General features: G+C 40.9%; 14 protein-coding genes and 1 other RNA gene. 8 read left to right on the forward strand and 7 right to left on the reverse strand.

Annotated features, from left to right (window positions below; genetic code table 11):
- The 3 genes from ssrS to RAC86_RS26010 form a co-directional block, all read left to right on the forward strand.
- Positions 1 to 160, forward strand: a non-coding RNA gene (ssrS, locus tag RAC86_RS26000) — 6S RNA; the annotation flags it as partial.
- 141 nt (positions 161 to 301) lie between these two features.
- Entirely contained in the window at positions 302 to 2077 is a 1776-nt protein-coding gene (gene recQ / locus RAC86_RS26005; RefSeq protein WP_377886175.1) for a DNA helicase RecQ, read from the forward strand.
- Between the two features lie 247 nt (positions 2078 to 2324).
- Positions 2325 to 3188, forward strand: a complete 864-nt coding sequence (locus RAC86_RS26010) for a LysM peptidoglycan-binding and 3D domain-containing protein (protein ID WP_003231267.1) — start codon at positions 2325 to 2327, stop codon at positions 3186 to 3188.
- A 607-nt stretch (positions 3189 to 3795) separates the two neighbouring features.
- Here the strand turns inward: RAC86_RS26010 and desR are convergent.
- The 5 genes from desR to RAC86_RS26035 all read right to left on the reverse strand — a co-directional run bounded on the left by desR (position 3796) and on the right by RAC86_RS26035 (position 8404).
- Positions 3796 to 4395 (reverse strand): two-component system response regulator DesR, encoded by a 600-nt coding sequence (gene desR / locus RAC86_RS26015; protein WP_038429122.1) that lies wholly within the window; start codon positions 4393 to 4395, stop codon positions 3796 to 3798.
- 18 nt (positions 4396 to 4413) lie between these two features.
- Positions 4414 to 5526 (reverse strand): two-component sensor histidine kinase DesK, encoded by a 1113-nt coding sequence (gene desK, locus RAC86_RS26020; RefSeq protein WP_029318043.1) that lies wholly within the window; start codon positions 5524 to 5526, stop codon positions 4414 to 4416.
- A 119-nt stretch (positions 5527 to 5645) separates the two neighbouring features.
- Positions 5646 to 6704 (reverse strand): Delta(5) desaturase DesA, encoded by a 1059-nt coding sequence (desA, locus tag RAC86_RS26025; RefSeq protein ID WP_004399588.1) that lies wholly within the window; start codon positions 6702 to 6704, stop codon positions 5646 to 5648.
- Between the two features lie 161 nt (positions 6705 to 6865).
- Entirely contained in the window at positions 6866 to 7843 is a 978-nt protein-coding gene (locus RAC86_RS26030) for a S66 family peptidase (protein WP_038429120.1), read from the reverse strand.
- A gap of 63 nt (positions 7844 to 7906) precedes the next feature.
- The gene (locus tag RAC86_RS26035) at positions 7907 to 8404 is read right to left on the reverse strand and encodes an N-acetyltransferase (RefSeq protein ID WP_014477061.1); all 498 of its coding nucleotides are present in this window, start codon (positions 8402 to 8404) and stop codon (positions 7907 to 7909) included.
- 170 nt (positions 8405 to 8574) lie between these two features.
- Between RAC86_RS26035 and RAC86_RS26040 the strand changes: the two genes are divergently transcribed.
- A complete protein-coding gene (locus RAC86_RS26040; protein ID WP_377886177.1) occupies positions 8575 to 9357 on the forward strand; it encodes a VLRF1 family aeRF1-type release factor in 783 nt (260 codons plus the stop codon).
- Between the two features lie 136 nt (positions 9358 to 9493).
- On the forward strand, positions 9494 to 10030 hold the full coding sequence (locus tag RAC86_RS26045; protein ID WP_003231280.1) for a DUF420 domain-containing protein: 537 nt from the start codon (positions 9494 to 9496) through the stop codon (positions 10028 to 10030).
- 89 nt (positions 10031 to 10119) lie between these two features.
- Here the strand turns inward: RAC86_RS26045 and RAC86_RS26050 are convergent, their stop codons facing one another.
- Complete coding sequence (locus tag RAC86_RS26050; RefSeq protein ID WP_003231283.1) at positions 10120 to 10797, reverse strand: lysozyme family protein; 678 nt, start codon at positions 10795 to 10797, stop codon at positions 10120 to 10122.
- Between the two features lie 193 nt (positions 10798 to 10990).
- Here RAC86_RS26050 and czrA point away from each other — a divergent pair, with 193 nt between their 5' ends.
- On the forward strand, positions 10991 to 11314 hold the full coding sequence (gene czrA / locus RAC86_RS26055; RefSeq protein WP_003231284.1) for a Zn(II)-responsive metalloregulatory transcriptional repressor CzrA: 324 nt from the start codon (positions 10991 to 10993) through the stop codon (positions 11312 to 11314).
- 26 nt (positions 11315 to 11340) lie between these two features.
- Here the strand turns inward: czrA and csk22 are convergent, their stop codons facing one another.
- A complete protein-coding gene (csk22, locus tag RAC86_RS26060; RefSeq protein ID WP_106073486.1) occupies positions 11341 to 11886 on the reverse strand; it encodes a mother cell-specific sporulation protein Csk22 in 546 nt (181 codons plus the stop codon).
- A gap of 205 nt (positions 11887 to 12091) precedes the next feature.
- Between csk22 and RAC86_RS26065 the strand changes: the two genes are divergently transcribed.
- Together RAC86_RS26065 and RAC86_RS26070 are read left to right on the forward strand one after the other, a co-directional pair.
- Positions 12092 to 13030, forward strand: coding sequence for a helix-turn-helix transcriptional regulator (locus RAC86_RS26065; protein WP_031315580.1), 939 nt, complete (start codon positions 12092 to 12094; stop codon positions 13028 to 13030).
- 53 nt (positions 13031 to 13083) lie between these two features.
- The coding region (locus tag RAC86_RS26070; protein ID WP_377886178.1) for a GyrI-like domain-containing protein at positions 13084 to 13550 on the forward strand (467 nt) is incomplete at its 3' end.

Raw genomic sequence — 13550 nt, forward strand, 5'->3', positions numbered from 1 at the left:
TTAAGTTTTAACCTTTAAGCTGTAATAGGGAGTTTTATATCGAAGCCGGAATGTCATGCCTCCATTGCAGAGGACGACAGGAACGTTTCTGCAAACACCCACTTTGAGGAGTGGTGGTTTAAAACTTTCTTACTTGCATACGGCAAGACGTAGCGAAAGCCATTTCCTTTTCGGAAATGGCTTTTTATTTTATCTAAAAAGGTTTGGTATAGTGAATATTCCATTTTTGTGTGAAAGAAATGAAGGCCGCTTTTTTATGATATGATGGGAGAAATTCAAGGAAAAGCGAGGTTTACACGTTATGTTACATAGAGCCCAATCCCTTCTGGCTCATTTTTTTGGTTATGAGAAGTTTCGGAGCGGCCAAGATGAAGCGATCCGCTTGGTGACGGAAGCGAGGCAAAATACGGCCTGCATTATGCCGACGGGAGGCGGCAAATCGATTTGCTATCAGATTCCGGCATTAATGTTTGAAGGGACGACGATCGTCATTTCACCGTTGATTTCCTTGATGAAGGATCAAGTTGATGCGTTAGAAGAAGCGGGGATTAACGCCGCCTACATTAACAGCACACAATCTAATCAGGAAATATATGAGAGGCTGAACGGACTCAAAGAAGGAGCTTATAAGCTTTTTTACATTACACCGGAGCGACTAACGTCCACAGAGTTTATACGGATTTTGCAGGGCATAGATGTTCCTTTGGTCGCAATAGACGAGGCGCACTGTATTTCTCAATGGGGCCATGATTTCAGGCCAAGCTACAGGAATATTGAAATCTTGTTCCGTGAATTACACGACAAGCCTGTTATCATGGCGTTAACAGCAACAGCCACACCCGAGGTTCATGATGATATTTGCAAACAGCTGCATATTCAAAAAGAAAACACGGTATATACCGGATTTTCCCGAGAGAATTTAACCTTTAAAGTAGTAAAAGGAGAAAATAAAGATCGGTTTATAGACGAATATGTGCAAAACAACAGGCATGAAGCAGGAATTGTCTATACCGCGACCAGAAAAGAAGCTGATCGGATATATGAGAGATTGAAACGAAATCAAGTCAGGGCAGGTCGGTATCACGGAGGTTTGGCTGATGATGTGAGAAAAGAGCAGCAGGAAAGATTTCTTAATGATGAGCTTCAAGTGATGGTGGCAACCTCTGCTTTTGGAATGGGTATTGATAAATCAAATATTAGATTTGTTCTGCATGCACAAATTCCGAAAGATATGGAAAGCTATTATCAAGAGGCAGGACGAGCTGGACGGGACGGTCTTGCCAGTGAATGTGTTCTCCTGTTTTCACCGCAGGATATTATGGTACAGCGCTTCTTAATTGAGCAATCAGAACATGAAGAGAAACAAAAGCAGGATTTAAAAAAGCTGAGACAAATGGTCGACTACTGTCATACCGAAGATTGTCTGCAGCGTTTTATCCTTATGTATTTCGGAGAAAAGGAGCCTGATGCGTGCGGACAGTGCGGAAACTGTACCGATACAAGAGCGGCCCATGACGTGACGCGGGAGGCGCAAATGGTCTTATCTTGTATCATTCGCATGAAAGAACGGTTTGGCAAGACGATGGTTGCCCAGGTGCTTGCCGGCTCCAAAAATAAAAAAGTTCTTGAAAACGGCTTTTCCGACCTTTCAACATACGGGATATTAAAACACCAATCCGTTGGCGAAATCAGTGATTTTATCGAATTTCTTATTTCTGACGACTTCATCAGGATGTCAGACGGAACGTTTCCGACTCTTTTTGTCAGCAGTAAAGGAAGGAATGTGCTGAAAGGAGAATTATCAGTAGCGAGAAAAGAAGCGTTAAAAGCGGCAGCGATTACTGAAAATGACGAGCTATTTGAACGATTGCGCATGGTTCGGAAAGAAATTGCGGCTGAGCAGGGTGTTCCGCCATTTGTTGTTTTCTCTGACCAAACGTTAAAAGAAATGTCAGGAAAACAGCCCGTAAATGATGATGAACTTTTGTCTATAAAAGGAGTCGGAGAACAAAAAAGAGCAAAATACGGCCGGCTTTTTTTACAAGAAATACAAGCTTATGCAAGGATGACAGACTAAAAAAACAGAAAAACAATCTTTTTTTCTATAAAAAACACATTTTATTTTCTCTGTTTCGCCTCAAAATAAAAAGACCTGCTAAGCCTATTATATCAAGGGTTCAGCAAGTCTTTCCATCAGAGAGAAATCCTTCATGTAAAGGAACTGTAATCTAAATCATATCTTTTTGTTATTGATTTGACATTTACGTGTGTTACGATATCACCTGTTAGCCGCCAATAAAAAGCTAACAAGGGAGGATTTACTTATGAAGAAGACGATTATGTCCTTTGTGGCAGTTGCTGCACTTTCAACAACTGCATTCGGAGCTCACGCTTCTGCAAAAGAAATTACGGTGCAAAAGGGTGATACGCTCTGGGGAATCTCTCAGAAAAATGGAGTGAACCTAAAGGACTTAAAAGAATGGAACAAGTTAACTTCTGATAAAATCATTGCAGGAGAAAAACTGACCATTTCTTCAGAAGAAACAACCACGACTGGGCAATATACAATTAAAGCGGGAGATACGCTTTCTAAGATTGCTCAAAAATTCGGCACGACAGTCAACAACCTGAAAGTTTGGAATAACTTAAGCTCTGACATGATCTATGCTGGATCAACTCTTTCAGTAAAAGGTCAGGCAACAGCAGCAAACACAGCTACTGAGAATGCGCAAACAAACGCACCTCAAGCTGCGCCAAAACAAGAGGCTGTGCAAAAAGAGCAACCTAAACAAGAAGCTGTACAACAGCAACCTAAACAAGAAACAAAAGCTGAGGCAGAAACTTCTGTTAACACAGAAGAGAAGGCTGTTCAATCAAATACAAATAATCAAGAAGCTTCAAAAGAACTAACAGTTACTGCTACTGCTTACACTGCTAACGACGGCGGCATTTCCGGCGTTACAGCTACAGGCATTGACTTAAATAAGAACCCGAACGCGAAAGTTATTGCGGTTGATCCTAATGTAATTCCGCTAGGTTCTAAAGTCTATGTTGAAGGCTACGGGGAAGCAACAGCAGCAGACACTGGCGGCGCTATTAAAGGAAATAAAATCGACGTATTTGTACCAAGTAAAAGTGATGCTTCTAATTGGGGCGTCAAAACTGTAAGTGTTAAAGTCTTAAACTAATAATATAGATTGTGATAAAAGACATGAGCTTTTGGCTTGTGTCTTTTTTTGTTCTGCTTAGAGCTGTTTATATTATATGCTGATAAAAGAAAGTGGTCCCTTTTTTCTCTTTATGTGCGATTCAGGGGCTCTCGGGTTAAATGATTGATTCCACATTTCAGAGACATTCGGCATCATGACATTTATAGCTGGTTGTTACTATCTTTGATCAGCGAAACGAGCTGGTATTGTATCTTTTTTGGCAGATAATAAGCAGTTGGATGTAGCAGATGCCATTTACGGAATCGGATTGATTTCAGACGGTTTTTTATTGTGTTATTAGGCTCTTGCAGTAGGGCATGGCAGCTTCGGGAGCGAAGTGGCACAACTTTGTCATGCTGAAAATACAATATAATCAATATCAGAAATTCTGCTGATGTGCAATGGCCGACCATTTTAACAGGGATATCATTCAATCCAGTCTTTTATTGGGCTGTTAACCAAGCAATCGTTCAGCGGGCATAGGAGCGAGGATATGGATCAGTTTAATTCTTCTGGTTGCGGCGAGGTTCTCAAACGGGAATTTCAGGTTAACAAAAAGGATCCTGGCAGATGCCAAGATCCTTTTTTATTTAAACCAGCCTTTTTCCTTTGACCGGGTAATGGCTTCAATTCGATTTTTCACTTCAAGCTTTTCTAGAATCATTGAGATATAATTCCGCACCGTCCCGCTTTTGATGCTGAGTTCCTGAGCGATTTCTTTTGTGTTTTTACCGTCAGCCACAAGTTCGAGCACTTCTTTTTCTCTATCTGTAAGAGGATTAGCTTCGCTGTATAAGTCCTCCATCAGCTCAGGTGCATAGATGCGTTTTCCGTTCATGACGCTACGGATGGCGTTGGCCAGCTCTTCACTCGGACTGTCTTTTAACAAATAGCCTTTAACGCCAGCTTTAATAGCTCTCTGAAAGTAACCGGGTCTGGCGAAGGTGGTTAAGATGATAATTTTGCAGCCTGTATTTTTTAGCTCCTCAGCAGCTTCAAGTCCTGTTTTTCCGGGCATTTCAATGTCCATAATACATACATCAGGCTGGCGTTTTTTGACAAAATCAACAGCATCTTGGCCGGTTGTACCTTTGCCTACGACTTCCATATCGTCTTCGAGGTTTAGAAGTGATCCTAAAGCGCCCAGCAGCATTTGCTGATCTTCTGCAATAAATATACTAATCATATAAGCCATCCTTTATGTTTATTTTGAATTATTAGGAATTGCCATGGTAAGCTTGGTTCCGTTTTCGGTATCGATGTGAAGGCTTCCGTTTGCAAACTCAAGCCGTTCTCTCATCCCGAGTAAGCCATGTCCTTTTGAAAAGGAATTTTCTTCTCCTTTGAATGTTCCATCGTCAGACACTGTTATCACAACTTCCTTCCAGAGCTGCTGAATGTCAACTCGGCAAGTTTTAGCCTGGCTGTGTTTGACGACATTTGTGACAGCTTCCTTTAAGCACATGCTCAAAATGTTTTCATTCAGCAATGAGATATTTTCGGGCCATTTCTCTTCTTCATAGATAAACATAATGTCAGCTGCTTCGAGAATTTGTTTGATGTTGATCAATTCATCCTTGAGCCGGATGCCCTTCATAGAGGAAACGATTTTTCTTACTTCATTTAAAGAAGTTCGCGCAGTTTGCTGAACACTTTTCAGTTCACGAGCTGCTTGTTCGGGATCTTTGTATATCAATTTTCTTGCTAAGTCGCTTTTTAACCCGATAAGAGAAAGCTTTTGCCCAAGCGTATCATGGAGATCGCGGGCAATTCGCTGACGTTCTTCTAATTTTACCAGTTCTGCAATCCGTTCATTTGCATCCTCGAGCTTTTCTTCAAGCCGTTCGCGCTCCTTGCGGCTTCTTATACTAAAGGGCAATAAAATTGCGCTGATGAGGGTAATGACGACAAAAGGAATTTGTGTCAGAAAGAATTCCTTCTTTAATACGAGACTGAAATTGGCTGCGACGGCTGCGCTTATTAAATGGACATAATATAAAATATGAAAAGGGACGCGTTCCTTAATGTTTCCAATAAAATACGCGATAAAAAAAGCAAAATAAATATAACTGAACAGGGTAATGGAAGCGGTTGAAATGCCAATTAATAAAAATCCCCACAAATAAATGGTCCAGCCTTTTGAGACAAAAGCAAATCGATATACCGAAAAAAATAAAAGCGTCAAAATGATGCCGACAATAATAACAAATGTAGATGATGATTTCCATATAAAGTAGAAGGGGAGGATGAAAAATATCGTCCATATATAGGGCGTAATCCCGTTTAGTTTTTGAAATGTTAAATGCTTTTTAATCATGATCTTACCTCATTTTCAGCTTTTCATCTTACTTGTAACTTTATCATTGTGAAAGCCAGAATGCACCCTCCAACAATAAAAAGGAAGCCTTCTAGTATATTAGAAGACCTCCTTTATCATCAGGCATTCTTCCGCAGCTTCTGTTTTTCTGGTGAATCAGGCGGAAGGCTTACAGGTATATGTTTTATAGCCCGAAATGACACAAACTGTTTGTTATCTTCATCCCATAGACGGAACGCAAGTGATTGCAGGCTTGTTTTTAAGGTGATTGTCGGTACGTTTTTTAATGGTTCGTGATGTTCATGAGCAACTTCAAGCTTATAGTTAGGCACCTTTGGACTCAAATGATGAACGTGGTGGTAACCAATATTGCCTGTTAGCCATTGAAGCAGTTTCGGGAGTTTATAAAATGAACTGCCTTCAACAGCAGCCTGAACGTAGCTCCAGTTTTCATCCGCTTCAAAATAAGAATCTTCAAAGGTATGCTGCACATAAAACAGCCAAACACCGATTGAACCTGAAATCAGAAATATCGGGCCTTGCACCAGTAAAAACGATTGCCAGCCAAAGATCAGACAGCAAGCAGCAGCCAACGCGACAATTGCCAGATTCGTAAGGTATGTGTTTACACGTTCCTTGCGTCTTGCGCCTTTTTTGTTAAAACGGTTCGTGATCAGAAAAACATAAATCGGTCCGAGAATAAACATGATAAACGGGTTTCTATAAAGTCTGTATGCAAGCTTTGTTCGTCTGGATGCAGCTTTATATTCGTTTACTGTTAACATCCAGATGTCTCCTGTTCCGCGTTTATCCAGATTGCTGCTAGTCGCATGATGAATCGAATGGCTGTGCTGCCATTGAAGATACGGGAATAAAGTCAGGACACCTGTCAGAAAACCGAGAATGTGGTTATAGCGTTTTTGTTTGAAAAAAGATTGATGGCAGCAGTCATGGAAGATGATAAAAATTCTTGTCAGAAAACCTGCGGCAATCACCGTTAATGCTAACGTAAGAAGATAGGAGACATCGAGGCTGAGATAAGCAAGAAACCACAGGCCGAAGAATGGAATAAACGTGTTTAAAAGCTGAATCAGGCTGTTTTTTGTTTCAGGCTGAGCAAATGCAGCGACTTGCTTTGTCAGCTGTTTTTGCTTATGTGCAATGGTTTGTTCAGTCATAGTAAGTATCCTCTCATTGTGTGTCTCGGTTCAGTATACGCTAATGAGAGAAGTCTTTTGTAGTAGCACACATCATGCCTCCTATATGACATTTGTCATGTCTCGTGCGGCATGCATAACCGATTGCGCTAAAAAAGCTTGTAAAAAAATTTACAAGCTGATTAATGTTTATCAATCCATATTCGTGATGTACCCGAAATAGCTTCAATCCTGCATGTTCCTCCTATAGGGAACGTGGCAATTGGCGAGGTATGTCCGGCATTTATATTTGCGATGATCGGGATGCCGGATAATTCTTTTTTTGTTTCGATCATGGCTTTTACAAGATCCATTGATACGTTTGATGCTTTCTGAAATCTGCCGATCAAAATCGCCTTTACATGTGAAAAAGCGGGGAGGTGGATGAGTGATTGCAGATCGCGGTCAAACATATGGATGTCTGACATATAATCATCTTCAATCAATAAAATAGTATGTTCTGTTTCGGGAAAATACTCCGTTCCCTGCAGCAAATTAAGCGTGCATAAGTTTCCGCCAATTAAAGTACCTTCCGCATAACCTTCTTGGATTACAACAGGGCCGTTATTAGGATAAAAACGCCTGTTTTCTTGATCCAAAAACCAGCGGTCATCGCTCCACTCACTTGAAGGAAGAATTTCAAACGGGTCGTCCGAAGCGCAGCAAGAAAGAAAATACTCTTGTGTATAATCAAGCCCTTTTTTCATTGCAAATGTTGAGAAGTGGGGGCCTGAATACGTAACAAGACCCGTTTTTCGATAAATTGCGTTGCAAAGAGCGGTTATATCGGAATAGCCGCACAGAATTTTTGGATGCCGTTTGATTTTCTCGTAATCAAGATAACGCAGCAGCTGATTTGAATTAAACCCTCCGAGTGTCGTTAAAATCGCTTTGACGCCTGGATCAAAAAAGGCAGCGTGCAGATCATGGACTCTTGACTCGATAGAGGATGAATCAAATTCATTACATTCATTTGCGTGTTCAGCGATGGTTACCCGATAACCTAAGCGTTCTAACGCCGTTTTTGCTTGGATTTTTGCTTCATTTGATAATATAGACATGCTGGTCGCGGGAGACACGATCCGGATTTCGTCTCCCTTTTTCAGTTTTGAGGCGTACATAGAACCCTCCATCAATGGTTTTATACCATTACAGCATATCTTGGCTCTTTCTTCCAGACTTTTTTACAAATCAACCCACTTAATGCTGCCGGATTGGGTATCATGATCGATACATACTTTGAATTGATGTTTTTCATAAAAGTGAATCAGCCGGTCTACATGATTCCAATCCCGTTTGGCGATGTCTCCGGTGACTTTCGGTATATTATGGTCTCTTGCAATATCTTTTAAATATTTCATGCAAATGGAGCCAAACCCGTGATTCGGAGGGCCTTTTATATCCCCTATATGAATGGCATCGTCCTTGTAAGACGCTACAAGTGAAAAACAGCCTTTTCCTCGGTATGCCGTTTTACAATCAGTTAGCATAATTTTGCATGTTTGGCCATCATCAATCGAGGAAACAATCATCCACTCATCATGTTTCGATTGATCAATACCAAGCACTTTGGCATCTTTAGATAAATCCTTCATATTCTCCTGCATGCGATAAATTTGAAATTCTAAATCATTTAGTTCTTCTTCAAGCTCTTGACGATTTTTTTCTTTAATAGTAAACAAGATCAAACTCCTTTCAAAAAACAGCTTAGAAACACAGTTACCAATTGTATTAGAAGAGAGGCGTATTGTAAACAACAATTCCATTATTACTAGAAATTAGCGGAAAGTCAGGTTTGATCGTTTTTAAGAGAGGAAAAAGAAAACTAACCTGTGAAAAAGGAGGAATCGGAATGGCGATTGATTCATTGATTAACAAATTACAGTATGTCCAATTGGAATCGCCGGATAAAATTCTCTCTCTGTATCTCAATACAGACATGAGAGATCCAGAGCAGCAGGGGGGAGAATGGAAGATTGCCCTAAAGTCAGGATTCAGCCGATTAAAAGAGTATTTGGCAGCTAGTGATCCAGAGGAGGAAAAGTGTCTGGATGGAATCAGGGCTAAAATGAATCAATACTTGAATGCAATGGGAAAAGACATGCCCCGCAGTCTCGTGTTTTTTGTTTCCGACAGCGGCATATGGGAACCTATTAAGCTTCAAGTCCCTGTAGATACAAGATTTTACTGGGAAGAAACAGCTGTCCTGGATCAGCTGAAGGGTTTGCGCCAGGCATACCCAAGTACGGCGTTTATTTTAACTCAGCAGCATGAAGTGAAAATTATTGAAACCGTTTTAGGAAAAATTGAGGCGGTGGAGCGTTATGAGTATGATATGATCAATGAGTCTTGGAAGAATAGCCATTCCGCTGTAGACAAAGCGCCACCATTTGAAGAGAACCGGATGAGGGAACATGTAACAGAGAACCAATCGAGACTGTATAAGCGGCTGGCTGCCAGCCTTGATCAAAAAGCTGCCGTGAAAAGATGGGAACGAATGGTTATTGCCGGGGATAAAGAAACGGCCGATATCTTGGATCAGCATATGAATAAACCCATTCATTCGAAAATTCAAAAGAACCTGCTGAATGAAAATGAGCATAAGGTCATTGAACATTTGATAAAAGAGGCGTAAACCTAACAGGCCGGGGCTAATAGCCTCCGGCCTTTGAAGTGTGTCTAATTTCTGACGAAGCAATCGAAACCGTTGACATCTTCTTTGAATTTGCATACGATTTGGATAGCCAGTACAAATTAGGAGAGGTCACCAAATGAACCAAACAGAAAATAAACCGAAAAATTACACGGGGATTGTCCTTACGCTGACAGTTCTGATTAACGGTTTAATCGCAGTGCTGTTTTTTATGCCTAAATTAGATCAGTTCAGCCATGCGAATATTCACATTTTGCCAATGCTGAATGCGATATTCAATAGCTTTACGTTTATCTTCTTATTGGCCGCGCTGATTATGATTAAACAGAAAAATATCAAAGCTCACAAACGCTTTATTTTGGCTGCGTTCACAACAACATTACTATTTTTGATTTGCTATGTGACGTACCACTCGATTGCGGAAAACACGCTCTATGGCGGAGAAGGTATTATGCGCCCGATTTATTTCTTTATTTTAATTACACATATCTGCCTTTCTGCAATTATTGTGCCGCTTGCGCTGTTTACGCTGATCAGAGGCTTCAGCATGCAGGTGGAGCGCCATAAAAAAATTGCGAGATGGACAATGCCTCTATGGCTGTATGTAAGCCTTACAGGCGTTATTGTATATTTGATGATTTCACCGTATTATTAAAAGCCATACTCAGTATGGCTTTTTTTACGTGTAAACATGGCAAAAGCCCAAATTCATTTTTGGGCTTTTGTCAGTAAATTGATAGACTCTTATTCATGAGCCTTGGATTCCATGGTTTCAAGTGTTGCAACCTGCAAAGATTCTTCAACAGTTTTTGTTTTTTCTTTTACTTTTTCTGCATACGTATAATCACCGTAGCAATACGGATAGCGGAAATTTTTCGCATTTCCCCCGCAAGTATACAGATCAGGATTTTTTTTGACTTGCTGCTCGGAGTATTGTTTTGCCAATTCCTCAGTATGCGTTCCTCCATGTTCAGCTACAAAATCAATGTAACCTGCCCCCATGTTGTAGCTTTGAATAATGGTATCCAAATCCACGCCTTTTTCCTTACCGGTCTTGTACATGAGGGTAAATTGCTTGATGCCTTGTTTAACACTGAGTTGAGGGTCTGTTATCTCATTGCGTTTTAACCCCAGAGATTCAGAGGACTGCATGGGATCATTGCCTTTTCCTTTTGACTCCTGATACATCATGCCTAATATGAGTGATGTATAATTAGAGAGTCCTTGGCTTTCAAGCTCTTCTTCCACCAGGGGTTTGTAATCGGTTAAACGTTCCAAAACAATCGTTTTCGTATCGATCGGAAGTTTTTTGATTAAATCCCGGTTGAAAAAAAGCAGGACCAATAAAAAAGAGGCGATGACAAAGACAAAAATCATCATAAAACCCGCAGCAGCGAAACAGCCTTTTCTCTTTTTCTTCACTGTGTTTCACCCTCAATGTTTGGAGCAGTATGACCTTTTTTATTATGACATAAGACGGTATATCAGACCAAGTAAAAACCTGATTTGAAACATAAATTTAAACTATGAGATTGAAATGGAATACAAGCAGGCTGGTTTGCACTCAAGCGCATTTGTTATAAGATAAAACTATGAATAAAGAAAGGTGATACATATGACTGAATTTAGAGAAACGGAACAATCGGCTGCTGATCTGGACGAGGAGACGCTGTTTCTAGTCGCGCAAACATTCAAAGCGCTTTCTGATCCTACCCGAATCAGAATTCTCCATTTATTGTCCCAGGGTGAGCATGCAGTAAACGGAATTGCAGAAAAGCTGAATTTACTGCAATCCACTGTGTCCCACCAGCTTAGATTTTTGAAAAATCTTCGGCTTGTCAAATCGCGCAGAGAAGGAACATCGATTTATTACTCTCCGGAGGATGAACATGTTTTAGATGTTCTTCAGCAAATGATCCATCATACGCAGCATGATTGAAAAAGACATCCTTGCTTAACTCGCTGCTAGCGGGCAAGGATGTCTTTTTCTTTATTGTGTCCGTGCTGTTCGAGTTCGTTTCTGCTGAGCTTGATGACAAAAGAAGAAAAACCGATATAATAAACGGCTATCAGAAAAAAGACGCCTATTGTCAGAGGGTCCGTTCCGATTGACTGACTGTATGATCCAAGGCGGTTTAGATCAGGTGAGGTAAGATAAAGCTCCGTCACTCGATACAGAAATCTTGATAGAAATAAAGTTAAGAGAATCACCTCTACCCAAATATGAGTCCGAAAATAGATCTTTCCTCTGCGTTTTTCAAAGGAGATGTTTTTCTTAGCGAAAAAGACAAGGAGCCATCCGCCAAGAATGCCCAAAATGAGATATCCATATAAAAAAGGGTGAATGGCGCTGAAGATTGAAAGTCCAAAAGCAAACAGCGAGAAAAGAATGATACGGGTGAACAGCCAGCGGGGCTTCAGCGGCTGGTATCCGATGGACCTTTTAATTTTTTTATACAGAAAAAAGATGATGATCATGGCAGGATAAACGCTCTGAAGTGTAAGATGCATGATGTGAAATCCCCTCCGTTGAGAAGTGTATGCTTATCCGGTCAGAAATAGTAGCTGAAATAAATACTGAACACAAAAAAGAAGGGGAAACCCCTGTTTTCATAGCATATGCGAGGTGTATTCCGCCGCATAATAGATATGCCCAAGCTTTATCAAAATGTTATGATTGTTTTGTTGGAAAATACAAGAAGAAAAGGTGCGCAGAATGAAACTGGAACGTTTGTTAGCGATGGTTGTGTTATTGATCAGCAAAAAACAAGTGCAGGCTGCAGAGCTTGCTGAGCTGTTTGAAGTATCTGTCAGAACAATTTACCGTGATATTGAGACGATCAATAGGGCTGGTATTCCGATTGTGACCTCACAGGGTTCCGGGGGCGGAATTGGCATCATGGAAACATATCGGCTTGAAAGAGAGTGGCTGAAGGAGGAGGAATTGTTTGCAATTGCTTCCGCTTTGCAAAGCGTTTCATCTATGTATGAACCAATTTCTCACAGCACAGCCTATCAAAAAATCAAACACCTTATACCTGAGCAATCTGCACAAGCATTTAAGCACCAAACAGAAAAATGGTTTATTGACATGACGGCATGGGGCCATACCGAGGATCAAAAGGCGCTTCGTGAGAAAATCAGCGCCGCCATCGATCGGTTGTCAACGATTTCTTTTACATATACAAGCGCAAGCGGGGAAACTCTTCTTCGTGAAACTGAACCTTATACATTGGTTTGCAAGGCGGGGCACTGGTATTTATACGCTTATTGCTTGGTGAGAAATGATTTTCGCTTTTTTAAACTAAACCGGATGAAAGATCTGGCCATCTTACATCAGACCTTTATCAGAAAAGACATTCAGCTGGACACTTTGCCATGGGATAAGAATTGGTACCAGAAGGGCCGTTTAACTGAATTGGTTATTCTTGTTCAGCCGGCAGCACGTCAGCGTATAGGTGAATGGTTCGGATATGATGTCCTTCACTGTGAGGAAGATGAAATCTGCCGGGCAGTGATTTCACTTCCAGAAGATCAATGGCTGATCGGTTTTTTGCTCCAGTTCGGAAAGGATATTGAGGTTCTGCAGCCTCTTCATATACGGGATAAAGTAAAAGAAACCATTCATCACATGCAAAAAATATATGAAACCTGACACACTGCTGTCAGGTTTCTTTGTCTATAATCTTAAAAAAAGGAGGAGATCGTATGGGCTTTTCACATATAACACACTTAGACCGGAAACGATTTGCCGGACTGTCACAACGGACAAACAACGCACTGGAAATGACGGAAGAAAGGAGGATTCCGGCACTGTGGGATCAATTCTGGAAGCAGGATATGAGCGCTCTTTTATCACAGGCTGAAAAAGACAAGAGCATTATTGCCTTATATTCGAATTATGAACAAGAGACGAATGGGTTTTATACGTTTTCAGTCGGAACGTTTCAGGAATACGACGACATTCTTCCGAAACCATATGAAAACATTGATTTGCCGGCTTCCGCTTACGCCGTTTTCACTTCCAGAATCGGTCCTATTGAAGAGATTGTGCTTGAAACGTGGAAGGAAATTTGGACTTGGGATAAGCGGCATCTGCGCACGTTTACAGGTGATTTTGAGATGTATGATCAAAGTGCCGCAGTGCCACAGCGAGCACAAGTTAACATTTATGT

The organism is Bacillus sp. LR_5 (assembly GCF_042709275.1).